The 25,920-nt window shown below is 64.0% G+C and carries 25 protein-coding genes; 3 read left to right on the top strand and 22 right to left on the bottom strand.

Annotated features, from left to right (window positions below):
- Positions 1 to 64: 64 nt before the first annotated feature.
- Positions 65 to 568 (top strand): NINE protein, encoded by a 504-nt coding sequence (locus tag LDZ24_RS09765; protein ID WP_248320286.1) that lies wholly within the window; start codon positions 65 to 67, stop codon positions 566 to 568.
- A 2-nt stretch (positions 569 to 570) separates the two neighbouring features.
- Here the strand turns inward: LDZ24_RS09765 and LDZ24_RS09770 are convergent, their stop codons facing one another.
- Together LDZ24_RS09770 and LDZ24_RS09775 are read right to left on the bottom strand one after the other, a co-directional pair.
- Positions 571 to 1,710, bottom strand: coding sequence for a PA0069 family radical SAM protein (locus LDZ24_RS09770; protein ID WP_248322329.1), 1,140 nt, complete (start codon positions 1,708 to 1,710; stop codon positions 571 to 573).
- 71 nt (positions 1,711 to 1,781) lie between these two features.
- On the bottom strand, positions 1,782 to 2,270 hold the full coding sequence (locus LDZ24_RS09775) for an Lrp/AsnC ligand binding domain-containing protein (RefSeq protein ID WP_248320287.1): 489 nt from the start codon (positions 2,268 to 2,270) through the stop codon (positions 1,782 to 1,784).
- Positions 2,271 to 2,412: 142 nt separating this feature from the next.
- On the opposite strand from LDZ24_RS09775, the gene LDZ24_RS09780 reads away from it, so the two are divergent.
- Entirely contained in the window at positions 2,413 to 3,705 is a 1,293-nt protein-coding gene (locus LDZ24_RS09780; RefSeq protein WP_248320288.1) for a D-amino acid dehydrogenase, read from the top strand.
- A gap of 53 nt (positions 3,706 to 3,758) precedes the next feature.
- Here LDZ24_RS09780 and LDZ24_RS09785 read toward each other — a convergent pair whose 3' ends face one another.
- The 7 genes from LDZ24_RS09785 to LDZ24_RS09815 form a co-directional block, all read right to left on the bottom strand.
- Entirely contained in the window at positions 3,759 to 5,549 is a 1,791-nt protein-coding gene (locus LDZ24_RS09785) for an acyl-CoA dehydrogenase (RefSeq protein ID WP_248320289.1), read from the bottom strand.
- Positions 5,550 to 5,645: 96 nt separating this feature from the next.
- Positions 5,646 to 6,581 (bottom strand): electron transfer flavoprotein subunit alpha/FixB family protein, encoded by a 936-nt coding sequence (locus LDZ24_RS09790; protein ID WP_248320290.1) that lies wholly within the window; start codon positions 6,579 to 6,581, stop codon positions 5,646 to 5,648.
- A 1-nt stretch (position 6,582) separates the two neighbouring features.
- Complete coding sequence (locus LDZ24_RS09795) at positions 6,583 to 7,332, bottom strand: electron transfer flavoprotein subunit beta/FixA family protein (RefSeq protein ID WP_248320291.1); 750 nt, start codon at positions 7,330 to 7,332, stop codon at positions 6,583 to 6,585.
- Between the two features lie 170 nt (positions 7,333 to 7,502).
- A complete protein-coding gene (locus LDZ24_RS09800) occupies positions 7,503 to 8,300 on the bottom strand; it encodes a MetQ/NlpA family ABC transporter substrate-binding protein (protein WP_248320292.1) in 798 nt (265 codons plus the stop codon).
- Positions 8,301 to 8,324: 24 nt separating this feature from the next.
- Positions 8,325 to 8,978: a methionine ABC transporter permease gene (locus tag LDZ24_RS09805; RefSeq protein ID WP_248320293.1), complete on the bottom strand. Its 654-nt coding sequence runs from the start codon at positions 8,976 to 8,978 to the stop codon at positions 8,325 to 8,327.
- On the bottom strand, positions 8,968 to 10,002 hold the full coding sequence (locus tag LDZ24_RS09810) for a methionine ABC transporter ATP-binding protein (RefSeq protein WP_248320294.1): 1,035 nt from the start codon (positions 10,000 to 10,002) through the stop codon (positions 8,968 to 8,970). Before LDZ24_RS09810 ends, LDZ24_RS09805 begins: the two co-directional genes overlap by 11 nt.
- A 176-nt stretch (positions 10,003 to 10,178) precedes the next feature.
- A complete protein-coding gene (locus LDZ24_RS09815; protein WP_248320295.1) occupies positions 10,179 to 11,102 on the bottom strand; it encodes a histone deacetylase family protein in 924 nt (307 codons plus the stop codon).
- 294 nt (positions 11,103 to 11,396) lie between these two features.
- Between LDZ24_RS09815 and mltB the strand changes: the two genes are divergently transcribed.
- Positions 11,397 to 12,554, top strand: a complete 1,158-nt coding sequence (gene mltB, locus LDZ24_RS09820; RefSeq protein ID WP_248320296.1) for a lytic murein transglycosylase B — start codon at positions 11,397 to 11,399, stop codon at positions 12,552 to 12,554.
- Between the two features lie 56 nt (positions 12,555 to 12,610).
- Here the strand turns inward: mltB and cysM are convergent, their stop codons facing one another.
- From cysM to pheA, 13 genes are all read right to left on the bottom strand, one after another.
- Positions 12,611 to 13,513 (bottom strand): cysteine synthase CysM, encoded by a 903-nt coding sequence (gene cysM / locus LDZ24_RS09825; protein WP_248320297.1) that lies wholly within the window; start codon positions 13,511 to 13,513, stop codon positions 12,611 to 12,613.
- 283 nt (positions 13,514 to 13,796) lie between these two features.
- Positions 13,797 to 14,183 carry a helix-hairpin-helix domain-containing protein gene (locus tag LDZ24_RS09830; RefSeq protein ID WP_244846977.1) on the bottom strand — a complete coding sequence of 129 codons (387 nt, stop codon included), beginning with the start codon at positions 14,181 to 14,183 and terminating at the stop codon, positions 13,797 to 13,799.
- Positions 14,184 to 14,257: 74 nt separating this feature from the next.
- Entirely contained in the window at positions 14,258 to 15,250 is a 993-nt protein-coding gene (rfaD, locus tag LDZ24_RS09835) for an ADP-glyceromanno-heptose 6-epimerase (RefSeq protein ID WP_175944613.1), read from the bottom strand.
- 6 nt (positions 15,251 to 15,256) lie between these two features.
- The gene (rfaE1, locus tag LDZ24_RS09840; protein WP_248320298.1) at positions 15,257 to 16,234 is read right to left on the bottom strand and encodes a D-glycero-beta-D-manno-heptose-7-phosphate kinase; all 978 of its coding nucleotides are present in this window, start codon (positions 16,232 to 16,234) and stop codon (positions 15,257 to 15,259) included.
- On the bottom strand, positions 16,200 to 17,603 hold the full coding sequence (locus tag LDZ24_RS09845; protein WP_248320299.1) for a UDP-glucose/GDP-mannose dehydrogenase family protein: 1,404 nt from the start codon (positions 17,601 to 17,603) through the stop codon (positions 16,200 to 16,202). The genes rfaE1 and LDZ24_RS09845 overlap by 35 nt, the downstream gene beginning before the upstream one ends.
- A gap of 75 nt (positions 17,604 to 17,678) precedes the next feature.
- On the bottom strand, positions 17,679 to 18,854 hold the full coding sequence (lapB, locus tag LDZ24_RS09850) for a lipopolysaccharide assembly protein LapB (RefSeq protein WP_248320300.1): 1,176 nt from the start codon (positions 18,852 to 18,854) through the stop codon (positions 17,679 to 17,681).
- A gap of 78 nt (positions 18,855 to 18,932) precedes the next feature.
- Positions 18,933 to 19,226, bottom strand: a complete 294-nt coding sequence (locus LDZ24_RS09855; protein ID WP_175945260.1) for a lipopolysaccharide assembly LapA domain-containing protein — start codon at positions 19,224 to 19,226, stop codon at positions 18,933 to 18,935.
- Between the two features lie 305 nt (positions 19,227 to 19,531).
- Positions 19,532 to 19,861 (bottom strand): integration host factor subunit beta, encoded by a 330-nt coding sequence (locus tag LDZ24_RS09860; RefSeq protein ID WP_008342376.1) that lies wholly within the window; start codon positions 19,859 to 19,861, stop codon positions 19,532 to 19,534.
- Between the two features lie 22 nt (positions 19,862 to 19,883).
- Positions 19,884 to 21,599 carry a 30S ribosomal protein S1 gene (gene rpsA, locus LDZ24_RS09865; RefSeq protein ID WP_284502950.1) on the bottom strand — a complete coding sequence of 572 codons (1,716 nt, stop codon included), beginning with the start codon at positions 21,597 to 21,599 and terminating at the stop codon, positions 19,884 to 19,886.
- Positions 21,600 to 21,769: 170 nt separating this feature from the next.
- Entirely contained in the window at positions 21,770 to 22,450 is a 681-nt protein-coding gene (gene cmk, locus LDZ24_RS09870) for a (d)CMP kinase (protein WP_175944621.1), read from the bottom strand.
- A gap of 58 nt (positions 22,451 to 22,508) precedes the next feature.
- Positions 22,509 to 23,813 (bottom strand): 3-phosphoshikimate 1-carboxyvinyltransferase, encoded by a 1,305-nt coding sequence (aroA, locus tag LDZ24_RS09875; RefSeq protein ID WP_248320301.1) that lies wholly within the window; start codon positions 23,811 to 23,813, stop codon positions 22,509 to 22,511.
- A gap of 18 nt (positions 23,814 to 23,831) precedes the next feature.
- On the bottom strand, positions 23,832 to 24,758 hold the full coding sequence (locus LDZ24_RS09880; RefSeq protein ID WP_248320302.1) for a prephenate dehydrogenase/arogenate dehydrogenase family protein: 927 nt from the start codon (positions 24,756 to 24,758) through the stop codon (positions 23,832 to 23,834).
- A gap of 60 nt (positions 24,759 to 24,818) precedes the next feature.
- A complete protein-coding gene (gene pheA / locus LDZ24_RS09885; RefSeq protein ID WP_248320303.1) occupies positions 24,819 to 25,901 on the bottom strand; it encodes a prephenate dehydratase in 1,083 nt (360 codons plus the stop codon).
- Positions 25,902 to 25,920: the final 19 nt, after the last annotated feature.

Here is a 25,920-nt window from a genome sequence, read left to right on the forward strand (position 1 = left end):
GTTCTGTCTACGCCGCGCGCCGCATCGTAAAATGACGAATCTGCACTCATCACCGCTCTCCAAGATGACTTCCTCGTCCGTTGCCGCGCAGTCCGATTCGAAACCTGCGGGCAAGGCGGCTCCGCCCTACTTCCGTTCGAAAACGCTGACCGCCGCGCTCGCGTTCCTGTTCGGCAGCATCGGCCTGCACCGCTTCTATCTGTATGGCATGCGCGACAAGTACGGCTGGGCGCATATCGTGGGGATCGTGATGGGCGCGGTCGGCTATCTGCTGCTCGCCGCGACCGAGCGTACGTCGGTGCTCGGCTGGGCGCTCGCCGTGCCGGGCGCGGTGTCGCTGCTCGCGGCGTTTCTTTCGGCCATCGTGTACGGACTGCGGCCCGATGCGAAGTGGGACGCGCAGTTCAACGCCCATACCGGCCGTCAAAGCCACTCGGGCTGGACGGTGATCTTCGTGGTGATCTTCTCGCTGCTGATCGGAGCGTTCCTGCTGATGACGGGCCTCGCGTTGACGTTCCAGACGTATTTCGAAGGCCAGGTGGAAGCCGCCAAGACGTTGTCGCAATAAGGTCAGAATAGGTTCAGCTGGCCGCCAGCGGCAGGCACCGCCGCCCGCTGGGCCTTCGCGCTCGCTGGCCGCTGGAACTCCGACATATCCAGAATGCCGCGATTGCGCAGGTTTAGACCGAGCCGCTTCGTCGCCTGACTAAAGCGCTGTTTCAGCATGTCCGCCCACAGGCCCTCGCCCTTCATGCGCGTGGCGAAGTCCGAGTCGTAGTCCTTGCCGCCGCGCATGTCGCGCACGCGGCTCATCACGCGGTCCGCGCGATCCGGAAAATGCGCGGCGAGCCAGTCCTTGAAAAGCGGCGCAACCTCCCACGGCAGACGCAGCACGATATAGCTCGCCGTGGTAGCGCCCGCCTCCGCGCAGGCTTCCAGCACGCGTTCGAGGTCCGGTTCCGTGACGAACGGGATCACCGGCGCGATGCTGACGCCGACCGGAATGCCCGCGTCGGCGAGCGTGCGAATGGTGCGCAGCCGGCGCGACGGCGTGGCGGCGCGCGGTTCCAGCGTGCGCGCGATGTCGGCATCGAGCGTCGTGACGGTGATCGCCGCCATGAACTGCTTGCGCTCGGCCATGCGCGCGAGCAGATCGATATCGCGTTCGATCAGCGACGACTTCGTGATCGCCCCGAACGGATGCCCGCAGTCGTGGAGAATCTCGATCACCCGCCGCGTCAGCTTCAGATCGCGCTCGACCGGCTGATACGCGTCCGTATTGACGCCGAGCGCGATGGGATCCGGCTGATAGCTAGGCTTCGCCAGCTCGCGCTCGAGCAACTCTCCGGCGTTGATCTTGGCATAGATGCGGCTTTCGAAATCCAGTCCCGGCGAGAGGCCGAGATAGCTGTGAGTCGGACGCGCGAAGCAATAGATGCAGCCGTGTTCGCAGCCACGGTACGGGTTCAACGAAACCGTGAATGGGATGTCCGGCGAGTTGTTGCGCGTGAGAATGCTCTTCGCGCGTTCCTCGAAAACCTGCGTGCGCAGCGGCGGCGAGCCTTCGTCCTCGGCGGTTTCGTGCGTCCAGCCGTCGTCGACGCGCTCGCGCTCGTCCTTCTCGTAGCGACCCTGAAGGTTGGACACAGCGCCGCGCCCCTTCAGCGGCGAAGGCGGCGCGACAGGAAATTCATCGTCCGGCGTGGGCATTGCGGTCACAGGGTTGCGTCTTGAAGTACTGTACAAATATACAGTATCACGCCGCGACCGCAAGCAGTTTTTTAGACGTCGACCGGAATGGTCAGCGTCTCCTTGATTTCCTCCATCACCACGTAGCTCTTCGACTGCACGGCTCCCGGCAGTTGCAGAAGAATGTCGCCGAGCAGCTTGCGGTAGTCGGCCATTTCGCCGATGCGCGCCTTGATCAGATAGTCGAAATCGCCCGAAACGAGATGGCATTCGAGCACTTCGGGAATGCGCTGAACCTCGCGCCGAAACTGTTCGAACATGTTGCCGCTTTTGTGATCCAGCGTGATTTCGACGAACACGAGCAGCGCCGCGCCCAATTGTGCGGGGTTCACGCGCGCGTAATAGCCGGTGATCACGCCGTCGCGTTCCATGCGCCGCACGCGCTCGATGCACGGCGTCACCGACAGGCCGACACGCTCCGCCAGATCCTTCATCGCGATGCGTCCGTCCTGCTGCAGGATGCTCAAAATCTTGTGATCGAGTTTATCGAGCGTCCGAAGCGGATTTCGCTGCGTTCTCATCGTTTCCTTCCTGAAAATCCGCGAAATACAATAACTAAAACTGCCTTACTGCCAATAGTATAGTCGATAACACTAGCCGGACAATCCGTCGCAGCCCTCGTGCGATTCGCGACTGTCCAGTCGGATCGGAAACGGAGATCACATGCGAATCGTTATTCTGGGAAGCGGCGTCGTCGGCGTGACTAGCGCGTATTACCTCGCGCGCGCCGGGCACGAAGTCACGGTCATCGACCGCGAAGCCGGCCCCGCGCTCGAAACCAGTTTCGCCAATGCGGGACAGATTTCGCCGGGCTACGCGTCGCCGTGGGCCGCGCCGGGCGTGCCGCTCAAGGCCGTCAAATGGATGTTCGAAAAGCACGCGCCGCTCGCCATCCGCCTCGACGGCACGATGAGCCAGCTTCAGTGGATGTGGCAGATGCTGCGCAACTGCACGCAGGAGCGCTACACGGTGAACAAAGGCCGCATGGTGCGCCTCGCCGAATACAGCCGCGATTGCCTGCAGGCGTTGCGCGCGGACACCGGCATTCAATACGAAGGCCGCACCGGCGGCACGTTGCAGGTGTTCCGCACGCAGCAGCAGTTGGACGGCGCGGCCAAAGACATCGCGGTGTTGAAGGACGCCAACGTGCCGTTCGAGTTGCTGTCGGCGGAGGAGCTGGCGAAGGCCGAGCCGGCGCTCGCCGCCGTATCGCACAAGCTGACGGGCGGCCTGCGCCTGCCGAACGACGAAACCGGCGACTGCCAGATGTTCACCACGCGCTTGGCCGCGATGGCCGAAGCGCTCGGCGTCGAGTTTCGCTACAAGACGCCGATCGACGCGCTGCGCGTGAGCAACGGCCGCATCGCCGCCGTGCAATGCGGGAGAGAACTTATCACGGCGGATTCGTATGTCGTCGCGCTCGGGTCGTATTCGCCGAAGCTGCTCGGCGATCTCGTCAAGATTCCGGTGTATCCGCTGAAGGGCTATTCGATCACCGCGCCGATCGTCGATGCGAAGCGCGCTCCGGTCTCCACGGTGCTCGACGAAACGTACAAGATCGCGATCACGCGCTTCGACGACCGCATTCGCGTCGGTGGCATGGCGGAGATTGTCGGCTATGACAAGACGCTGAAGCAGGCACGTCGCGAGACGCTCGAAATGTGCGTGAACGACCTGTTCCCCGGCGGCGGCGATACCGCGAGCGCGAGTTTCTGGACCGGCCTGCGCCCGATGACGCCGGACGGCACGCCGATCGTCGGCCGCACGCCCGTGCCCAATCTCTTCCTCAACACCGGCCACGGCACGCTCGGCTGGACGATGTCGTGCGGTTCGGGCCAGTTGCTCGCGGACCTGATGTCCGGCAGGCAGCCCGCTATCCGCTCGGACGACTTGTCGGTGCATCGCTACTTCGGCGATGCAAGCGTCACCGGGCGACCGGCCTACGCCGACGCCTGACATTCGAACCGGCTGATTGAACGACGGCGCCTGCAAAGGCGCCGTCGTCGTTTTCAGAACTGATCTTCGCTCAGCGCGAGCACGCCTTCGTGTCCGTTGGCGCTCACGATCGCCGCCTCGAAGCCGGGCGCGTGCGACAAGATGTGTTCCGCGAAGAACTCGGCGGTCGCGATCTTCGCCGAATAGAACGGCTCGTCTTCGGCGCGTTTCGTTTGCGCGACGAGCATCGCGCGGGCCATTTGCCAGCCGGAAAGCACGATGCCGGCGAGCTTCAGATACGGCACGCTGCCCGCGAACACCGCGTTCGGATCGCTCTTGAACCGCGCGACGACGAACTCGATGACGCGCGCGAGCGACAGGCTGCCCGCGCTCAGATGACGATGCATCGACTTGAACGCCTGGCCGTCGACTTCGGCGAGCGCCGAGATGGTCTGGTCGATATGGGCGAGCAGCGCCTGCGCGGTCGCGCCGCCATCGCGTACGGTCTTGCGCCCGATCAGATCGTTGGCCTGAATAGCGGTCGTGCCTTCGTAGATCGGCAGGATGCGCGCATCTCGATAATGCTGCGCGGCGCCGGTCTCCTCGATGAAGCCCATGCCGCCATGCACCTGCACGCCGAGGCTCGCGACATCCACGGAAATTTCGGTGCTGAAGCCCTTGACGATCGGCACGAGGAATTCATAGACCGCCTGATGGCGCTTGCGCACCGCTTCTTCCGGATGCGCGTGCGCCAGGTCGCTATGCGCGGCGGCGACATAGGCGAGCGCGCGCGCGCCTTCCGTATAGGCGCGCATCGTGGCGAGCATGCGGCGCACGTCCGGATGCTGGATGATCGACACCGCCGCCTTCGCGCTGCCATCCACCGGGCGGCTTTGGACGCGCTCCTTCGCATATGCGACGGCCTGCTGATACGCCCGCTCCGAAACCGCGACGCCCTGCATGCCGACGGCGAAACGCGCGGCGTTCATCATGATGAACATGTATTCGAGGCCGCGATTCTCCTCGCCGATCAAATAGCCGACCGCCCCGCCGTGGTCGCCGTATTGGAGCACGGCGGTCGGGCTCGCCTTGATGCCGAGCTTGTGCTCGATGGAGACGCAATGCACGTCGTTGCGTTCTCCGAGCGACCCGTCGTCGTTGACGAGAAACTTCGGCACGATAAAGAGCGAAATGCCCTTCACGCCTTCCGGCGCATCGGGCGTGCGCGCGAGCACCAGATGCACGATGTTCTCCGTCATATCGTGCTCGCCGTAGGTGATGAAGATTTTCGTGCCGAAGAGCTTGTACGTGCCGTCGCCCTGCGGCTCGGCGCGCGTGCGCACGAGCGCCAGATCGGAGCCGGCTTGCGGCTCGGTCAGGTTCATCGTGCCGGTCCATTCGCCGGAAATGAACTTCGGCAGATAGCGCGCCTTCTGCTCTTCGCTGCCGGCTGTCAACAACGCTTCGATCGCGCCGTCTGTCAGCAGCGGACAGAGCGCGAACGAAAGATTGGCCGAGTTGAGCATTTCAATGCAGGCAGTCGCGATGAGCTTCGGCAGGTTCTGTCCGCCGAACTCCGCCGGATGCACGATGCCTTGCCACCCGCCCTCCGCGAACTGGCGAAACGCGTCCCTGAAGCCGGGCGTCGTCGTCACCTGTCCGTTCGCCCACGTGCTGGGTTGGCGATCGCCCGTGACGTTCAGCGGCGCAAGCACTTCGCCGCAGAAGCGCGCGGCTTCTTCGACGACAGCCTGCGCGGTGTCGAAGTTGCCGTCCTCATAGCCCGGCAGCGCGGCGATGCTGTCGATATCGGCCAGTTCCTTCATGACGAACAGCATGTCCTTCACCGGAGCGCGGTAGCTCATCGTTTGTCTCCTCTTTCGTTTCCGGATGCAAAAAGGGCGCAACGGTTGTCGCGCCCTTTGTTTTTCTATTGCAGGCGCCGCTCGCGACGCACGCGATCAGCCGAGTTCTTTCACCAGTTCCGGCACCACCGAGAACAGATCGCCGACGAGGCCGTAATCCGCCACGCTGAAGATCGGTGCTTCGGCGTCCTTGTTGATCGCGACGATCACCTTGCTGTCCTTCATGCCGGCCAAGTGCTGAATCGCGCCCGAAATACCGACGGCCACGTACAACTGCGGCGCGACGATCTTGCCCGTTTGGCCGACTTGATAATCGTTCGGCACGTAGCCCGCGTCGACCGCCGCGCGCGATGCGCCCAGCGCCGCGCCGAGCTTGTCCGCGAGCGGTTCCAGCACTTGCGTGTAGTTCTCGCCGCTGCCGAGACCGCGCCCGCCCGAGACGATAATGTTCGCGCTCGTCAGTTCCGGCCGGTCGAGCTTCGTCACTTCGCGATTGACGAACTGCGAGACGCCCGCATCGGCCGCTGCTTCGATCTTCTCGACCGATGCGCTGCCGCCTTCAGCCGCGACCGGATCGAAGCCCGTCGCGCGAACCGTGATGACCTTGATCGGATCAGCCGATTGCACCGTCGCGATCGCATTTCCCGCGTAGATCGGACGCTCGAACGTGTCTGCGCTCACGACAGCCGTGATCTCGCTGATCTGCGCGACATCCAGATGCGCGGCGATACGCGGCGCGATGTTCTTGCCGTAAGCCGTCGCCGGCGCGACGATGTGCGAATAGTCCTTGGCGATGTTCAGCACCGTGCCTTCGACGTTCTCCGCGAGTCCTTCGGCAAGCTGCGGCGCATCGGCCAGCAACACCTTGGAAACGCCTGCGATCTTCGCCGCTTGTTCCGCCGCGCCCTGCGCGTTCGAACCCGCGACCAGAACGTGAATACCGCCGCCCAGCTTGGCCGCTGCCGCGACCGTGTTCAACGTCGCCGCCTTGATCGACGCGTTGTCGTGTTCTGCAATTACGAGAGTCGTCACGTTAGATCACCTTCGCTTCGGTTTTCAGTTTCTCGACCAGCGTCTTCACGTCCGGCACCGTCACGCCGGCGCTGCGCTTGGGCGGCTCGGTGACTTTCAGCGTCTTCAGACGCGGCGCGACATCGACGCCCAGATCGGCGGGCGTCACGGTCGTCAGCGGCTTTTTCTTCGCCTTCATGATGTTGGGCAGCGTCACGTAGCGCGGCTCGTTGAGGCGCAGGTCGGTCGTCACCACGGCGGGCAGTTTCAGCGACAGCGTTTCCGCGCCGCCATCCACTTCACGCGAGACAGTCGCGCGGCCATCGGCGATCACGACTTTCGATGCGAACGTCGCCTGCGGCAGCCCCGCCAGTGCTGCAAGCATCTGGCCGGTCTGGTTCGAATCGTCGTCGATCGCCTGCTTGCCGAGAATCACGAGCTCCGGCTTTTCCTGATCGACCAGCGCCTTGAGCAACTTCGCCACTGCCAGCGGCTGCAACTCCTCGGCGGTTTCAACGAGAATCGCGCGATCCGCGCCGATCGCCAGCGCCGTGCGCAGCGTTTCCTGACATTGCGTGACGCCGCACGACACCGCGATCACTTCCGTTGCGACACCCGCTTCCTTCAGACGCACCGCCTCTTCCACGGCGATTTCGTCGAACGGGTTCATCGACATCTTCACGTTGGCGAGTTCGACGCCCGTGTTGTCCGATTTCACGCGGACCTTCACGTTGTAGTCGACCACGCGCTTGACTGGCACCAGAATTTTCATCCACACGCTCCAAAGTTACGATTACGTCAACCCAGCCTCATTATACGAGCCGCGCGTTCGCGCCTTCGGCCAGAACGGCGAACCGGGTCAGCGTGCAATCCATTTGATCTCACTTTAAAAGAACGGTCGTTCGCTTTCCATCCCAAAAAACCCGGATGCGGCGAGAAAGCTCACCAGGCCGCGATGACCGCGCCGGCGTACTTGCCCTCGATGAACTGCTTCACTTCCGGCGAGTGATAGGCGGCCACGAGCTTGCCGACCCACGGCTTGTCCTTGTCGGCGGCGCGGATGGCGATGATGTTCGCGTACGGGCCGCGCGGATCTTCGATGGCGATGGCGTCGGACTTCGGCTTCAGGCCGGCTTCCATCGCGAAGTTCGTGTTGATGGCGGCGGCATCGACATCGGCGAGCGAGCGCGGAATCTGCGCGGCGTCCAGTTCGACGATCTTCAGCTTCTTCGGATTCTCGACGATATCGAGCGGCGTCGCCTTCAGGCCCGCATCCGCGCGCAGCTTCAGCAAGCCCTGCTTTTGCAGCAGCAGCAACGCGCGGCCGCCGTTGGTCGGATCGTTCGGCACGGCGATGCGCGCGCCATTCGGCAACTCATTCAGCGACTTGAGCTTCTTCGAATAGATGCCCATCGGGAACGTGACCGTATCGGCGACCTTAATAAGCTTGTAGCCGCGGTCTTTCACCTGCGCGTCCAGATACGGCTGATGCTGGTAGCTGTTGGCGTCGAGATCGCCCGCCGCGAGTGCCGCGTTCGGCTGCACGTAGTCCGAGAATTCGACGACCGTGATCTTCAGCCCGTTCTTCGCGGCGACCTGCTTCACGACTTCCATGACTTGCGCGTGCGGGCCGCCCGTCACGCCGACCTTGATGGCGTTGTCGTCCGCGTGCGCGAGCGTGCTCATGAGCGATGCCGCGCCGAGCGCCGCGGCGAACTTCAGGATGAATCGACGTTGCATGTGCTGACCTTCTTCTTAATGGAATTATTTGTGGCTCAGACGGCGCACGAGCCAGTCGCCGAACGACTGCACGAGCTGCACGAACACGATGAGAATGACGACGACCGCCAGCATCACTCCCGGCAGGAATCGCTGGTAGCCGTAGCGGATGCCGAGATCGCCGAGGCCGCCGCCGCCGATCGCGCCGGCCATCGCCGAATAGCCGACCAGCGAGACGAACGTGATGGTGAGTCCCGCGACGACACCCGGCAGCGACTCCGGCAGCAGCACCTTGAAGACGATCTGGCTCGTGGTCGCGCCCATGGCCTGCGCGGCTTCGATGAGACCGCGATCCACTTCGCGCAGCGCCGTTTCGACGAGCCGCGCAATGAACGGCGCCGCCGCGATGGTGAGCGGCACGACCGCCGCCGCCGTGCCGATGGACGAGCCGACGATGAGCCGCGTGAACGGAATGACCGCGACAAGCAGGATGATGAACGGCGTCGAGCGCACCGCATTGACGATGCCGCCGAGCACGCGGTTGACGGCCATGTTTCGCAGCACGCCGTCGCGGTCGGTCAGATAGAGCAGCACGCCGAGCGGCAGGCCCACCGCCGCGCCGACGAGTCCCGAGATGCCGACCATGATCAGCGTTTCCCAGAACGACTGCACGAACATGTCGAACATTTCACTCAACATGGGACAACTCCTCCACGACCACGCCTTGCGTGCGCAAATAAGCGATCGCCTCCGCGACCTTGACCGGCTGACCGCCCGCCAGCACGGCGAGTGATCCGAACGCCTGCCCCTGAATCTCGTCGATCTGGCCGTGCAGGATGTTGAAGTCCAGTTCGTAGCGGCGGATCGTTTCGGAAAGAATCGGCTGGTCGACGCCCGAGCCCGTGAACGCGAGCCGCAGCAAATGGCCGCTGCCACTCTTGAGCCGCTCGGCGACGCGCGCCTTCAGCGCGGGCGGCAGCTCATGCGCGATGACATCGCCGATGAGCGCGCGCGTGACTTCGTGATGCGGCTGCATGAAGACATCGACGACCTTGCCTTCCTCGACCACGCGCCCCGCATCCAGCACGGCCACGCGATCGCAGACCTGCTTGATGACCTCCATCTGATGCGTGATGAGCACGATGGTGAGCCCGAGCTCGCGATTGATCTTGCGCAGCAGGTCGAGAATTGCGCGCGTGGTTTCGGGATCGAGCGCGGACGTGGCTTCGTCGGAGAGCAGCACTTTCGGATTGCTCGCGAGCGCCCGCGCGATGCCCACGCGCTGCTTCTGCCCGCCGCTGATCTGCGCCGGATACTTGTCCTTGTGCGTGGTGAGGCCGACGAGGTCGAGCAGCGGCAGCACCGCCGCTTCGATTTCCGCGCGCTTCTTGCCCGCGAGTTCGAGCGGCAGCGCGACGTTGCCGTACACCGTGCGCGACGACAGAAGGTTGAAGTGCTGAAAGATCATGCCGATGTCGCGGCGCGCGGCGCGCAAGTCGTCGGGGCGCAGCGTCGTGAGATCGCGTCCATCGACGATCACGTTGCCTTCGCTCGGCCGCGTCAGCAGATTGAGCGTGCGCACCAGCGTGCTCTTGCCCGCCCCGCTGCGCCCGATGATGCCGAACACTTCGCCGGCGGGAATCGTCAAGTTGACGTTGTGCAGCGCTTCGACCCAGCCTCGGGGTCCCGCGAAACGCTGCGAGAGGTTACGTATGTCGATCATGCGCCGGTCTGGAAAATGCAAACGGCGGAAGGCTTCGCCAGGTGAGAGCACCCGCGCAGCCGGCCGCCGCTTGTTGAACTGCCGCTTTTTGAGAAGCGCGATTTTACAGGACGCTGACCGCTTCGCTTAATAACGATTTCGGATCGGCTAATTACGCTGGCCTATTTGGCCGCTCGCTAGATCTGCGCCAATGCCCGCAAGTGCGCGACGACGCTGCGCCCGAGCGCCGACAGGTTGTAGCCGCCTTCGAGACAACTGACGATGCGCCCCTCTGCATGGCGCTCCGCTACCGCACGAATCTGCTCGGTGATCCACGCGTAATCGTCTTCCACAAGGCCCATGTTGCCGAGGTCGTCCTCGCGGTGCGCGTCGAAACCGGCAGAGACGAACAACATCTGCGGCTTGAACTCCTCGAGGCGCGGCAGCCACATCAAGTCGATCACTTCGCGCACCGCCATGCCCTTCGTGCGCGCGGGCAGCGGCACGTTCACCATGTTCGGCGCGTGGCTGTCCGCGCCGCTGAACGGATAGAACGGATGCTGGAAGAAGCTGCACATCAGCACGCGCGAGTCGCCGGTGAAGGCGGCTTCGGTGCCGTTGCCGTGATGCACGTCGAAGTCGATGACCGCGACGCGTTGCAGTCCGTGCACTTCCAGCGCATGACGCGCGGCAATTGCGACGTTATTGAAGAGACAGAAGCCCATCGCGCGCGCGGGCTCCGCGTGATGGCCCGGCGGACGCACGCTGCAAAACGCGTTGTCGTAGCGGCCTTCGATGACGGCATCGGTCGCCGCGATGGCCGCGCCCGCCGCGCGCAACGCCGCGCGATACGACTGCGGACACATCGACGTGTCCGGGTCCAGTTCACTGCGCCCATGCTCCGGCGTGCGGCTCTTGATGTAGTCGATGTGCGCCTGCGTGTGGACGCGCGCGAGATCGGCTTCCTCGGCGAGCGGCGCGTCTTCGCGCTCGATCAGGGCGTCGATGCGGCTCGCGATGAGTTGATCTTCGATCGCCTGAAGGCGCGCGGCGCATTCGGGATGCCACTGGCCGTTATCGTGCTGAAGGCAGTCGGAGTGGGTGTAGAAGCCGGTGGCCATGATGTCTCGCAGTGCCGCTGTCGTCGGCGCGTCTCGTCTTTTTTCGTCATACGCGATCCCGTGCCGCGCATTTGACGTTAAGTTACCACACCGTTCGAAACGGCCGTCGCGCCGGGTCTTGCCGAGCCGCATCGGCATGGCGCGCGCAGGGCGTCGGTTATACTGCCCCGACGCCCCGGCAGCCAGCGCCGACGGCACGTTGCAGGCCAATGCGCTCGGTCAAGAATCGTTGCAAGAAGCTGCACGCGACGGCAGAACATCCGGCATCGCCCTCAATCGCTCACCAAGCACACTATGACTTTTCAGCTTGCCTCGCTCGATTTCCCTCTCAAGCCGCTGACGCGCGCGTTCATCGCTTCCTTGCTGTGCGCAATCGGCGGCGTCTGCGGCAACAGTGCCCTTGCGCAGTCGCAGCAGCCGCAGAGCGCGACGCCGCAAGGGCAAGTGTTCGAAGAAGAGATCGTGCCGCAGCGGTACGCGAACAACCCGAATGTCGAGGCGTTCATCAACGACATGGTCGCGCGCTACGATTTCGATCCCGCCACGCTGCACGACCTCTTCAATCGCGTGAGCTACTCCGCGACGGCGGTGAAGCTGGTGTTGCCGTCGCCCACGCCATCGCTCAAGAACTGGCGCGCGTACCAGTCGCGTTTCATCGAGCCGATTCGCATCAACGCGGGCGTGAAGTTCTGGCGCGCGAATCAGGCCACGTTGCAGCGCGCGTCCGCGCAGTTCGGCGTGCCGCCGGAAGTGATCGTCGGGATCATCGGTGTCGAGACCATCTACGGCAAGTACATGGGCAATTTCCGCGCGCTCGACGCGCTGACCACGCTCACGTTCGACTACCCGAACACGCCGAACCGCGCCGAACGTCAGGCGACGTTCCGCAAGAATCTCGAAGACCTGCTCGTCTGGACGCGCGATTCGCAAATCGATCCGACGACCGTGCTCGGCTCGTACACCGGCGCCATCGGCATTCCGCAGTTTCTGCCGAGCAGCATCGTGCAGTACGCGGTGGACTTCGACGGCAACGGCCGCATCGATTTGCGCACGAGTCCGGCGGATGCCATCGGCAGTGTCGCGAATTATCTGAAGCAGAACGGCTGGGAGCCGGGCCGTCCGGTCGTGTGGCGCATTGCGGGCGATGAAGGCAGCCAGGGCATCGCGCAAGCCGCGGCTGACGGGCAGCCGGAGCCGCACTGGTCGCTCGCGCAGTTGACGAAGGCCGGCATGCTGCTGACCGAGCCGGGCCTGAACCTGGGCGCGGAAGCGGCCACGCCGCTGACCGTCGTGGACCTGCCGACGCCGGGCCGCGCGACCGAATACACGCTCGGCCTCAAGAACTTCTATGTGCTGACGCGCTACAACCGCAGCTTCTTCTACGCGCTCGCCGTGTATCAGTTGGGCGAGGCCGTGAAGGCGCGCATGGCGGCGGGCGACGCGTCGCAATAAGGTCGCTTCTCATCGGCGGTCCGCCGTGCGAAGCGGACCGCGATTGATGAGCGCGCTCAGGCGGGAAAGACGCCCGTCGACAGATAACGGTCGCCGCGGTCGCAGACGATGAACACAATGGTCGCGTTCTCGAGCTGACGCGCGACGCGCAGCGCGACTTCGCACGCGCCGCCCGACGAAATGCCGGCGAAGATGCCTTCCACCGACGCGAGCCGCCGCGCCATTGCCTCGGCTGCCGCCTGACTCACGTTCTCCACGCGATCCACGCGGCTGCGATCGAAAATCTTCGGCAAGTACGCTTCCGGCCATTTGCGGATACCCGGAATGCGCGAGCCCTCCTCCGGCTGCGCGCCGATGATCTCGATCTTCTCGTTCTTCTCCTTCAGATACTGCGACACGCCCATGATCGTGCCGGTCGTGCCCATGGAGGAGACGAAATGCGTGATGCGTCCTTCGGTCTGCCGCCACAGTTCCGGACCGGTGGTTTCGTAGTGCGCCAGCGGATTGTCCGGATTCGCGAACTGATCGAGGATGATGCCACGGCCGTCGCGCTGCATCTGATCGGCGAGATCGCGCGCGTACTCCATGCCGCCCGTGACCGGCGTGAGAATGATCTGCGCGCCGTACGCGCCCATGCTCTGACGCCGCTCGATGGACAGGTCCTCCGGCATGATCAGCACCATCTTGTAGCCGCGCACGGCCGCTGCCATCGCGAGCGCAATGCCGGTGTTGCCGCTCGTCGCCTCGATCAGCGTGTCGCCCGGCTTGACGCGGCCGCGCTCTTCAGCTTTCCTGATCATCGACAGCGCCGGACGGTCTTTCACCGAGCCGGCCGGGTTATTGCCTTCGAGCTTGCCGAGCACGACGTTGTTGCGGCTGCGGATTTCATCGTCCACCACGCGGACGAGTTGCACGAGCGGCGTATTGCCGATCGTGTCTTCGATAGTCATGTAAGCCATAGCGGACCGGATTCGGGTTCCACGGAACGACGGCGCATGCTTGTGCGCGCGTTCGCCGGAATATTGATATGGGAGTTCATTGATTGTAGCCCACCGCTTCGCGCCATGCGCCTCGCCCCTCCTGCGCGGATGGCTACGCGAGCGGCCGAGCGCGCGGCTTTCGTCACGCAAAAAACCCGCGGCGAGGCAAACCGCGGGGAGCCCAAACATCCGAAGGCTGAAGGAGCGAAGAAACCCGTTGCAGCGCGCGGCCGCCGACAAGCCGCGCCGCGCGCCCTACCGCTTACTTCTTGACGACCACAGGCTTGGACGCCTGCGACGACAGCACGGGCGTCGCGCTGACGCCGTTGGCACCATTGGCGCCGGTGGCCGCAGGCGTGCCGGTTGCCGCGGTCTTCGACGCCGTGCCGATGGTCAGGCCTTCGGCCGTGAGCCGTTGCACCGTCTTGCCGCCCATGCCTTTGACGCGCGAGCTGAGATCGGCCGCATCCTTGAAGGGGCCGTGCGCCTGACGTTCATCGAGAATGGCTTTCGCCTTCGCCGGGCCGATGCCCTTGATGCCGCGCAGGGCATCGGTATTGGCGGTGTTGACATCGACCGCTGCGAGCGCCGAACCGATGGACAGGGTGAGCGCGAGCGCAACGAGGGTCGAAAGGGCTTGCTTGAACATGCTGAGTCTCCAGAAGAACCGGCCGGCGAACAGTGCCGACCGCGAGACCCAGTGTAGAGAGACTTCGATGGCGTTTATAGCTGGCCGAATAGCCAACGCACGTAGCGGTCGACGCCTTCCTGAACGGTGAGAAACGGCGCTTCGTAGCCGGCTGCGCGCAGGCGCGTCTGGTCCGCTTGCGTGAAGCACTGGTACTTGCCGCGCAGCGCGTCGGGAAACGGAATGTACTCGATCAGCCCGCGCTGCACGAGTTCCGCGAGCGACAGCGGCGCTTCGCCGTCGATCGCGCGAAGCGAGTTGACGACCGTCGACGCAATGTCGTTGAACGGCTGCGCGCGCCCCGTGCCGAGATTGAAGATGCCCGACTTCTCAGGATGATCGAGAAAGTGCAGATTGACCTTCACCACGTCTTCCACGGACACGAAATCGCGCGTCTGCTCGCCCGCCGCGTAGCCGTTGTATTCGCCGAAGAGCTTGACCTTGCCTTCGGCGCGGAACTGGTTGAAGTTGTGAAACGCGACCGACGCCATGCGCCCCTTGTGCGTCTCGCGCGGACCGTACACGTTGAAATAGCGGAAGCCGACGATCTGGCTGCCTGCCTTCGGCAAGACCTGACGCACGATCTGATCGAAAAGGAACTTCGAGTAACCGTACACGTTGAGCGGCTTCTCGACTTCGCGCTCCTCGACGAAGCGGCTCGATCCGCCGTAGGTCGCCGCCGACGACGCATACAGAAACTGCGCGCCCTGCGCGAGACAGATGTCCATCACGTCCCGGCTGTACCGGAAGTTGTTGTCCATCATGTAGCGGCCGTCGGTTTCCATCGTGTCGGAGCAGGCGCCTTCGTGGAACACCGCGCGCACCTTGCCGAAGTCGCCGCGCCGGAAGCGCTCGACGAACTCGGTCTTGTCGAGGTAATCGTCGATCTCGCAATCGACGAGATTCTTGAACTTGTCGGCGCGCGTGAGGTTGTCCACCGCGATCACGCGATGCTCGCCGCGCTCGTTGAGCGCCTTGACGATATTGCTGCCGATGAAGCCGGCCGCCCCGGTAACGATGAAAGTCATGTGAGATCAGGCGAAGAGTTCGTTGTAGTCGACGGTCGCCGTGCCGAGCTTGCCCACGACGATGCCGGCCGCGCGGTTCGCATACACGATGGAATCGACGAGCGGCACGCCTGCGCCGAGCATGGTGGCGACCGTTGCGATGACGGTGTCGCCCGCGCCCGACACATCATACACTTCGCGCGCTTCGGCCGAATTGTGCAGCACCTGGTTCTCCGTGAAGAGCGTCATGCCCTCTTCCGAGCGCGTCAGCAAGAGCGCGCCTAGATCCAGATCCGTTCGCAGCTTCGTCACGCGCTCGTGCAGGTCTTCCTCGGACTTCCAGTGGCCGATCACTTCGCGCAGTTCCGCGCGATTCGGCGTGATGAGCGTCGCGCCGCGATAACGCTCCCAGTCGTCGCCCTTCGGATCGACGAGCACGGGTTTGCCGGCCTCGCGCGCGTCGGCGATCATCTTCGTAACGTGCGTGAGACCGCCCTTCGCGTAGTCCGACATCAGAATGACGTCGTGCTGCGGCAGCAGCTCCGTGAAGCGTTCGAGGCACGCGCGCAGCACTTCGTGATTCGGCGTGTTCTCGAAGTCGACGCGCAGCAGTTGCTGCTGACGCGACAACACGCGCAGCTTGATGGTCGTGAGCAACTCCGGGTCGCGCGCCAAGTGCGCGGCGACCCGGCTTTCGCCGAGCAGCTCGACGATGCGCTCGCCCGGCTCGTCATGCCCCACGACGCACAGCAGACCCGCCTGCGCGCCGAGGGCCGCCGCGTTGCGCGCGACGTTCGCCGCCCCGCCCAGGCGATCCTCCTTCTTCTGCACGTGCACGACCGGCACGGGCGCCTCGGGCGAGATGCGGTTCACATCGCCGAACCAGTAGCGGTCGAGCATCACATCGCCGACCACCAGCACGCGCGCCGCGGAAATGCGGGCGCGCGGCACCACTGGGATATTCGCCGGGCTATTGCCGGCTGCCATTGCCGTCGAGTTCGACATGGGGACGTCCTATTGCAAAATAATCGATGCCTAGTTCAGCCATCGCTTCCGGTTCATACAAATTGCGGCCGTCGAAGATAACCGGCATCTTCAGCTCGCTCTTCAAGTGCCCGAAGTCCGGGCTCTTGAATTCCTTCCATTCGGTCACGATGACGAGCGCGTCCGCGCCCGTCAAGGCTTCCTGCTGCGTTTGCACGAAGTGCAGACGCTCCATGTCCTCGCGGCGGCCTTCCAGATCGAGCGCGAACACGCGCTGCGCTTCGGTCATGGCGACAGGATCGTACGCCCGCACGGTCGCGCCGCGTTCGAGCAGCGACGCGATCAGACGCCGGCTCGACGCCTCGCGCATGTCGTCGGTATTCGGCTTGAATGCGAGGCCCCACACGGCGAACGTGCGGCCGCGCAGGTCCTCGCCCATGCGCTTGACGATCTTGTTGACGAGCACTTCCTTCTGCGCGTTGTTGACCGCTTCGACCGATTCGAGAATCTGCAGCCGATGTCCGTTTTCGCGCGCCGTCTGCACGAGCGCCTGCACGTCCTTCGGGAAGCACGAGCCGCCGTAGCCGCAACCCGCATACAGGAAGTGATAGCCGATGCGCGGGTCCGAGCCAATGCCGCGACGCACGGATTCGATGTCCGCGCCGACCGCATCCGCCAGATTCGACAGATCGTTCATGAACGAGATGCGCGTGGCCAGCATGGCGTTGGCGGCGTACTTCGTGAACTCGGCGGAGCGCACGTCCATGTAGAGCGTGCGCTCGTGATTGCGGTTGAACGGCGCGTAAAGGCGCTTCATCATTTCGCGCGCGCGGTTGCCGGCTTGATCGTCGTCGATGCCGATCACGATGCGGTCCGGCCGCATGAAGTCGTCGACCGCGGCGCCTTCCTTCAGGAACTCGGGATTCGATACGACGGAAAAGCCGTGCTTGTCCGCGACATCGAGTCCGCGCGCCTTCAGTTCTTCGTCGACGACGCGCTTGACTTGCAGCGCCGTGCCGACCGGCACCGTCGACTTGTCGACGATCACCTTGAAGCCGTTGGAATAGCGTCCGATGTTGCGCGCGGCCGCGAGCACGTACTGCAAGTCGGCCGAGCCGTCTTCGTCGGGCGGCGTGCCGACCGCGATGAACTGGATGTCGCCGTGCTCGACGCTCGCCTTTACGTCAGTGGAGAACTGGATGCGCCCCGCTGCACGCGTGCGCTTGAGCATTTCCTGGAGGCCCGGCTCGTGAATCGGCACGCCGCCGTTATTGAGGATCTCGATCTTGCGCGGATCGACGTCGACACAAAACACGTCATTGCCGATTTCAGCGAGGCAAGCACCGGTCACAAGACCGACGTAACCCGTACCAACGATGGTAACTTTCATAGCTCTCCGTGGGTTTCTAAGATAGCGGCGATGATGATGAGCGCGAAAACAGCGCGCTCGCGATGGTGTGCGAACTCAGGCCGAACTCGTGATCGGTTCGACGCGTCGTGGCGCGTAGGTCTCCCAGCCGCTGCAGCCGGGGCACTGCCAATAAAACAGGCGCGCGCGGAATCCACACGTTTGACATGTATACCGCGGCAAATTCTTGGTGCGTTGCTTGACGAGCGTGCGCATGAGCTGCAGTTCGCCCCGGCGCGGCTCCTCGGCGGTCGCTTCCTGCGCTTCGAGCAGGCGCGTCATGCCCGCGAGATTCGGAGCGATCTCCATTTGCCTGCGCACGAGCGCGTGCGCCGCATCGAGACCGCGCAATTCCTGGACATGCTTGTACGCGACATCCAGCAGATCGTTCGACGGATAACGCGTCGCGTAGTCGATCAGCAAGTCGACGCCTTCTTCCTTGCGACCCAGCGCGGCATAGGCCTTCATCAGCTTCTCGGCGACGAGCGGCAGATACGCTTCGTTCTGCGCCTCGACGCGCTTCCAGACAGCAATCGCGGCCTCGATGTTTCCGGCGGCGGCTTCGGCGTCGCCCGAGAGAATCGTGGCGCGGACGTTGTCCGGATTCGACGCCAGCGCGAGCTTCAGTTCGGCGCGCGCATCCTCCAGATTCTTGCGCTGCAACGCTTCCTGCGCGAGTTCGCAATGGAAATGCGCGATTTCCATATGCAGCGACGGCGCGCCCATTTTCTCGATGCGCTCGGCCGTGGTGATGGATTTCGGCCAGTCCTTCTCGATCTCGTAAATGGTGAGCAGCGCGCGTTGCGCGCCGAGCGAATATTCGCCGGCTTCCAGCGACCGAAACGTTTCCTCCGCGCGATCCAGCAAGCCCGCCTTCAGGAAGTCCTGCCCGAGTTCATACAGCGCGTGATCGCGTTCGGCGACCGGCAGATCAGCGCGGCTCAACAAATTCTGATGCACGCGAATCGCGCGATCCGTCTCGCCGCGCCGCCGAAACAGATTGCCGAGCGCAAAGTGTAGTTCGATCGTTTCCGGGTCCAGCTTGGCGACTTCGATGAACGCGTCGATCGCCTTGTCGTGTTGCTCGTTGAGCAGGAAATTCAGGCCGCGAAAGTACGAGCGCGGCAAGTTCGCATTCTCGGATAACAGCGTTTTCAGGTCGTAGCGCGATGCCATCCAGCCTAGCGCGAATGCGACCGGGATGACGAGCAGCCACCAGAAGTCTAGATCCATGCGAATGTTCGGTGAGTCGGTTAGGTGTCTGCTTCGGGCGAATCAAGCGCAAGCGCCGCCGCCCGGACGATGCGCGTATCAGATGAGCGGCGGCATCGGCGGTTCTTCTTTGACCAGCGGCGTTTCCCGTGCGGCGCGCACGTCGCGCTTCAGACGCCCGTTTTCGATCCGCAAGCGCAGCATCGCCGGCACCGCCGAAACGAGCCCGGCGAGCAGTCCCACGACGAAGAACGCCAGCCCGATCAGGATCAGCGGCGCCTGCCAGGCGTAGCCTGCGAGGAAATTCAGCGTCGCCGTCTGCGTGTTGGCGAGCGCCAGCACGAGCAACAACACGAAGACCAGAACGCGGATCAGCCAGACTATGAATTTCATGAACGTCTCGCAATGGCGGGGCATCCGCGGCCGTCGCTTCGCCGTTCGGCCTACGTGATTACCCGAGTCAAAGTGACCGGTATTGTAATGGATGCGTTTGCTTGGAAGCACCGGCGCGGCCCAAGCCTCCGACGAAACGTCCGAACTATGTGCGCTAGCGAACGCGAGGCGCCGCGTGCAGCCCGTCGGGACGAAAAAAAAGCACCCACATGGGGTGCTTTTCTGGTCGATTGCCTCGTGGCCGGACGTCGCGGCGGATCACTTGCGCGCACGCGCACGCAATGATGCGTAGCGATGCGCGCCGATCAGAGATCGTCCGCATCGTCGTCATTCGACGCCTTCAGCGGCTCGCCCGCGCGGCCATCGACGCGTTCACGCAACTCCTTGCCCGGCTTGAAGTGCGGCACGAATTTCTCCGGCACCAGCACTTTTTCACCCGACTTGGGATTGCGCCCGACGCGCGACGGACGACGGTTGAGCCCGAAGCTGCCGAAGCCGCGAATTTCGATGCGATGACCGTTGGCAAGCGCCTCCGACATTGCATCGAGCATCGTCTTGACCGCGAAATCCGCATCCTTGAGCACAAGTTGCGGAAATCGCGAGGCCAACTGGGCGACCAATTCCGATTTGGTCATACTGCAGCAGTACCGTTAAGGCTTAGCTGTTCTGGCCGTCGAGCTTGGCCTTCAGCAGCGCGCCGAGGTTGGTCGTGCCGGTAGCGGCGGCGTTCGAGTCCGAAGCTTGCAGGCCGCGCATGGCTTCCTGCTGCTCGGCCGAATCCTTCGCCTTGATCGACAGGTTGATGCCGCGCGACTTGCGATCGATGTTGATGATCATCGCGTTGACCTTGTCGCCTTCCTTCAGCACGTTGCGCGCATCTTCCACGCGGTCCTGTGCGATTTCCGAAGCGCGCAGGTAGCCTTCGACTTCGCCCGACAGCGTGACGACCGCACCCTTCGGATCGACCGACTTCACGACGCCGTCGACGATAGCGCCCTTGTCGTTGATCGCGACGAAGTTGCTGAACGGATCGCCTTCGAGCTGCTTGATGCCGAGCGAAATGCGCTCCTTCTCGACGTCGATGCCCAGAACCACGGCTTCGACTTCGTCGCCCTTCTTGTACTTGCGAACAGCTTCTTCGCCCGTTTCCGACCACGACAGGTCCGACAGGTGAACCAGACCGTCGATGCCGCCCGGCAGACCGATGAAGACGCCGAAGTCGGTGATCGACTTGATCGCGCCTTGCAGCTTGTCGCCCTTCTTGAAGTTGCGGCTGAAGTCGTCCCACGGATTCGGCTTGCACTGCTTCATGCCGAGGCTGATACGACGGCGGTCTTCGTCGATTTCGAGAACCATGACTTCGACTTCGTCGCCCAGCTGCACGACCTTCGACGGTGCAACGTTCTTGTTCGTCCAGTCCATTTCCGACACGTGGACGAGGCCTTCGATGCCCGATTCCACTTCGACGAATGCGCCGTAGTCGGTGATGTTCGTGACCTTACCGAACAGACGCGTGCCCGACGGGTAACGGCGCGAGATGCCTTCCCACGGATCGTCGCCCAGTTGCTTGATACCGAGCGAAACGCGGTTCTTCTCTTGGTCGAACTTGAGGATCTTCGCGGTGACTTCCTGGCCGACCGACAGCACTTCCGACGGGTGACGCACGCGACGCCATGCGATGTCGGTGATGTGCAGCAGGCCGTCGATGCCGCCGAGGTCCACGAACGCGCCGTAGTCGGTGATGTTCTTGACCACGCCTTCCACGATCGCGCCTTCCTTCAGCGTTTCGAGCAGCTTTGCGCGCTCTTCGCCTTGGGTAGCTTCGATCACGGCACGGCGCGACAGCACGACGTTGTTACGCTTGCGGTCGAGCTTGATGACGCGGAATTCGAGCGTCTTGCCTTCGTACGGGGTCGTGTCCTTGACCGGACGCGTGTCCACGAGCGAACCCGGCAGGAACGCGCGGATGCCGTTGACCATCACGGTCATGCCGCCCTTCACCTTGCCGGTGATGGTGCCGGTGACGAGTTCGTTGTTGTCCAGCGCTTTTTCCAGCGACAGCCACGAAGCCAGACGCTTCGCCTTGTCGCGCGACAGGATAGTGTCGCCATAGCCGTTTTCCAGCGCGTCGATCGCGACGGAAACGAAGTCGCCCGCCTGCACTTCCACTTCACCCGCGTCGTTCAGGAACTCTTCGAGCGGAATATAGGCTTCGGACTTCAGACCAGCATTCACGACCACGAAGTTGTGGTCGACACGCACGACTTCGGCGGAGATCACTTCGCCAGCGCGCATGTCCTGCTTGGTCAGCGACTCTTCGAACAGAGCCGCAAAAGATTCGTTATTCGGGGTGGAGGTTTGCAGGTCGGACATAAAAATCAATATTTGCACAGCTTTGCGCTAATGGCCGAAAAGGGCCGACGATGCGCGAAGCCGTACGGGGTTAAGGGGTTTAACACACGCTCGGCCACATGACGGAGCACCCAACTATCCGGCAGCCGACCACAGCGGCGGGCGAACCGGCACATCTACTACGTTTTCAGCTACACGCGCACTTCGCTGTACCAGCCGATGATTTGTTCGACCGCTTGATCGATCGACAAACCGGAGGTGTCCAGCGTCTTCGCGTCCGCCGCGGGCTTTAGCGGCGCGGCTGCCCGGTTCATGTCGCGGGCGTCGCGTTCGCGCAAATCGCGCAGCAAGTCATCCATATTAGCAGAAAAGCCTTTTTGCATCAATTGCTTATGGCGTCTCGCCGCGCGGGCCTCGACGCTCGCGGTCAGAAACACCTTCAGCGTGGCGTCGGGGAAGATGACCGTGCCCATGTCGCGGCCGTCGGCGACGAGCCCCGGGCGCTTGCGAAACGCCCGCTGCCGGGCGACGAGCGCCTGCCGCACTTCGGGATGCACTGCGATCGCGGACGCGCGATTGCCGATTTCCTCGGCGCGGATTTCGGTCGATACATCGACGCCGTCCAGTTGCGCGCACCCTTCGCGAAAGGTGATATGGAGGTCGCCGACGAGGTTTGCAAGCGCGGGGGCGTCGCCCTTGTCGATGCCGTAGCGGACGCTCGCGAGCGCCGCGAGCCGGTACAGCGCGCCGCTGTCGAGCAGGTGAAACCCGAGCGTGGCCGCGACGACCGCCGCGACCGTGCCCTTGCCGGACGCCGTCGGCCCGTCGATGGTGATGACTGGAGTGGGGTCGAATGGACGGCTCGGTTTCATTGCGTATGGCCGTTGCGGCCCGTTGTTGCTGTTTTCGTGATGGAAGGCATGGCGCGGCTCAGGTTCTGACGAGCGTCGCGAAACGGTCGAAATAGTCGGGGAAAGTCTTGTTCACGCACTTCGGATCGTTGATGCGCACGGGCACGCCGCCCAGACTCACGAGCGAGAAGCACATGGCCATGCGGTGATCGTCGTAGGTGTCGATCGCGGCGTTCGCGGTGAGCTTCGCCGGCGGCGTGACGACCAGATAATCCGCGCCCTCCTCGACCGTCGCGCCGACCTTGCGCAATTCGGTCGCCATCGCGGCGATGCGGTCGGTTTCCTTCACGCGCCAGCTTGCGATGTTGCGCAGCGTCGTCGTGCCGTTCGCGAAAAGCGCGGCCACGGCAATGGTCATCGCGGCGTCGGGAATCAGGTTGAAGTCCATGTCGATGGGCGCGAGCTTGCCGTCGTCGGACTCGACGCCGCGCACCTCGATCCAGTCGTCGCCCATCATCACGTTCGCGCCCATGCGATTGAGCGCATCCGCGAAGCCGACGTCGCCCTGAATGCTCGACCGTCCGACGCCTTCCACGCGCACCGGCCCGTGGCCGATGGCGCCCGCCGCCAGAAAATACGACGCGGACGACGCGTCGCCTTCCACCATGATCGCGCCGGGAGACTGGTACGACGCGCCCGCGGGCACGGTGAACCGCGCCCAGCCGTCGCGCTCGACGGTGACGCCGAAGCGTTCCATCAACCGCACCGTGATTTCGATATAGGGCTTCGAAATGAGCTCGCCTTCGACTTCGATCGTCACCGGGCCGCTGCGGCCCTCGATGACCGGCAGGCTCATCAGGAGCGCGGTGAGAAACTGGCTCGACACGTCGCCCCGCACGCGAATGGGCTTGTCCACGGCGATCTTCGACGCGTGAATCCTGAGCGGCGGGAAGCCGTCGTTCTGCTCGTAGTCGATGTTCGCGCCGATCTGACGCAAGCCGTCGACGAGATCGCCGATCGGCCGCTCGTGCATGCGCGGCACGCCGTGCACGCGGTATTCGCCGCCGTTGACCGCGAGCGCCGCCGTCAGCGGACGCACCGCCGTTCCCGCGTTGCCGAGAAAAAGCTCCGCCGACTTGGACGGAAACGCGCCGCCCGTGCCCGTGACGGTCACGCGCTCGCCATCGCGTTGGAGCGATACGCCGAGCGTTTCCAGCGCGGTCAGCATCACGCGCGTGTCGTCGGAATCGAGCAGATTGGTGATCGCCGTTTCGCCGGTCGAAAGCGCGGCGAGCAGCAGCACGCGGTTCGAGATGCTCTTCGAGCCGGGCAGCCGCACCGTGCCGGACGCGCGCGCGAAGGGTCCGAGGTCGAGATGTTCCATGCTGTTTCCTGGTGTGTCTTATTTCGCGGCGGGATCGCCGGAAATCTTCTTGCCGCCGCGTTCCTGCCACTCCGTGCGCGCCACGCGCGAGCGCGCGAACGCGGCTTCGAGCGCGGCGCCGTCCGACGCGTCGATGGCCGCGCGAAACCGCGCCAGCACGTCGGTGTAGGCGTCGAGTTCGGCGAGCAGCGCCGCGCGGTTCGCCAGACAGACGTCGCGCCACATTTCCGGGCTCGACGCCGCAATGCGCGTGAAATCGCGAAAGCCACCCGCAGCGAACGAGAACTTCAGTTGCGCGTCCGGCGCTTCGAGAATCTGCTCGACGAGCGCGAACGAGAGCACATGCGGCAGATGACTCACCGACGCGAACACGCGATCGTGCTGCGCCTCGCTCATCGTGTGCAACGCCGCGCCGGTCGCCCGCCACATCGCGGCAATGCGCTCGACGGCTTCGGGCGCGTTCTCGGCAAGCGGACACAGCACGACATTGCGATCGACATAAAGATCAGGCAACGCGGCATTGACGCCGCTCGACTCGCGCCCGGCAATCGGATGTCCCGGCACGAACTGCGCGACGCGTTCGCCGAGTGCCGCCCGTGCCGCTGCGACAACGTCGCTCTTCGTGCTGCCGGCATCCGTCACGATGGCGTGCGCGTCCAGAAACGGCGCGATGCGCGCGAGCAACGGCTGCGTCTGCGCGACCGGCGCGGCGAGCAGCACGATATCGGCGCCCTGCAAAGCGCGAGCGAGCGCGGCGTCGTCATCCAGCGCGGCGGCTTCGTCGATGACGCCGAGCTCGACCGCGCGCGCCACCGACTGCGCCGAACGCCCGACGCCGACCACGCGCCCGGCGAGCCCGGCGCGTTCGCGCAACGCGCGCGCGAGCGATCCGCCGATCAGGCCGACGCCGAAAATAACCAGTTTATTGAAAGTGAACGCGGCCACGGGACATCGCAAAAAGCGCGTCGAAAGACGCGGAAGACGGAACGGCTGAAAGCGCGAATTTTACCGGGCGCGCGGATACGACCCGAGAATCTTGAGAAACGCGGCCTTCTGCCCGAGTTCTTCCAGCGCGGCGGCCACCGACGCATCGTTGCGATGGCCTTCGAGATCGATATAGAAGTAGTACTCCCACGTCCCGACGCGCGCGGGCCGCGATTCGAAGCGCGTCATCGAGACGCCGTGCTTCGCGAGCGGCTCCAGCAGCTTGAACACCGCGCCCGGCTCGTTCGCGACCGACACGATGAGCGAAGTCTGGTCGTGGCCGCTCGCGTCCGACGGCTGCTTGCCGATGATCACGAAGCGCGTGCGGTTGTGCGGATCGTCCTGGATCAGCGAATACACGACGCCCAGGCCGTAGTGCGTCGCCGCGCGGTCGCCGGCGATTGCAGCCACGGTCGGATCCGCCACGGCCATGCGCGCGGCTTCGGCATTGCTCGACACCGCCTGCCGCTCCAGATGCGGCGCGTTCGCGGAAAGCCACCGCTGGCACTGCGCGAGCGCCTGCGGGTGCGCGCAGACGCGCGTCACGCCTTCCAGCGAGCCGGACGCCGTCAGCAGATTGTGATGAATCGGCAACGCAAGCTCGCCGCCGATCACGAGTTGCGTTTGCAGCAGCAGATCCAGCGTGCGCGACACCGCGCCTTCCGCCGAATTCTCGACGGGCACGACGCCGTACTGCGCCGCGCCGGCTTCGACCGAGCGGAACACTTCGTCGATGGACGGGCACGGCAGGCCTTCGATCGAGTGTCCGAAGTATTCGAACATCGCCTGTTCGCTGTAGGTGCCGACCGGCCCGAGGAACGCGGCGCGCAGCGTCTGTTCGAGCGCGCGGCTCGCGGCCATGATCTCGCGCCAGATCGCGCTGATGTGGTCGGCGGCGAGCGGGCCGTCGCTCATGGCCTGCAAGCGCGCGATGACCTGCATCTCACGCTCCGGACGAAACACCGGCGCGTTGAAGTGCTTCTTCACCTCGCCCACTTCGAGCGCCACGGAAGCGCGCTGGTTCAAGAGCGCGATGAGTTGTGCGTCGAGCGCGTCGATGCGCTCGCGCAGCGGTTTGAGCTTTGAATTGAGATCGTCGTCCATGCGGTGCGTGTTGAGCGAA

It is taken from the genome of Caballeronia sp. Sq4a (assembly GCF_023170545.1).
Taxonomy (GTDB): Bacteria; Pseudomonadota; Gammaproteobacteria; order Burkholderiales; family Burkholderiaceae; genus Caballeronia.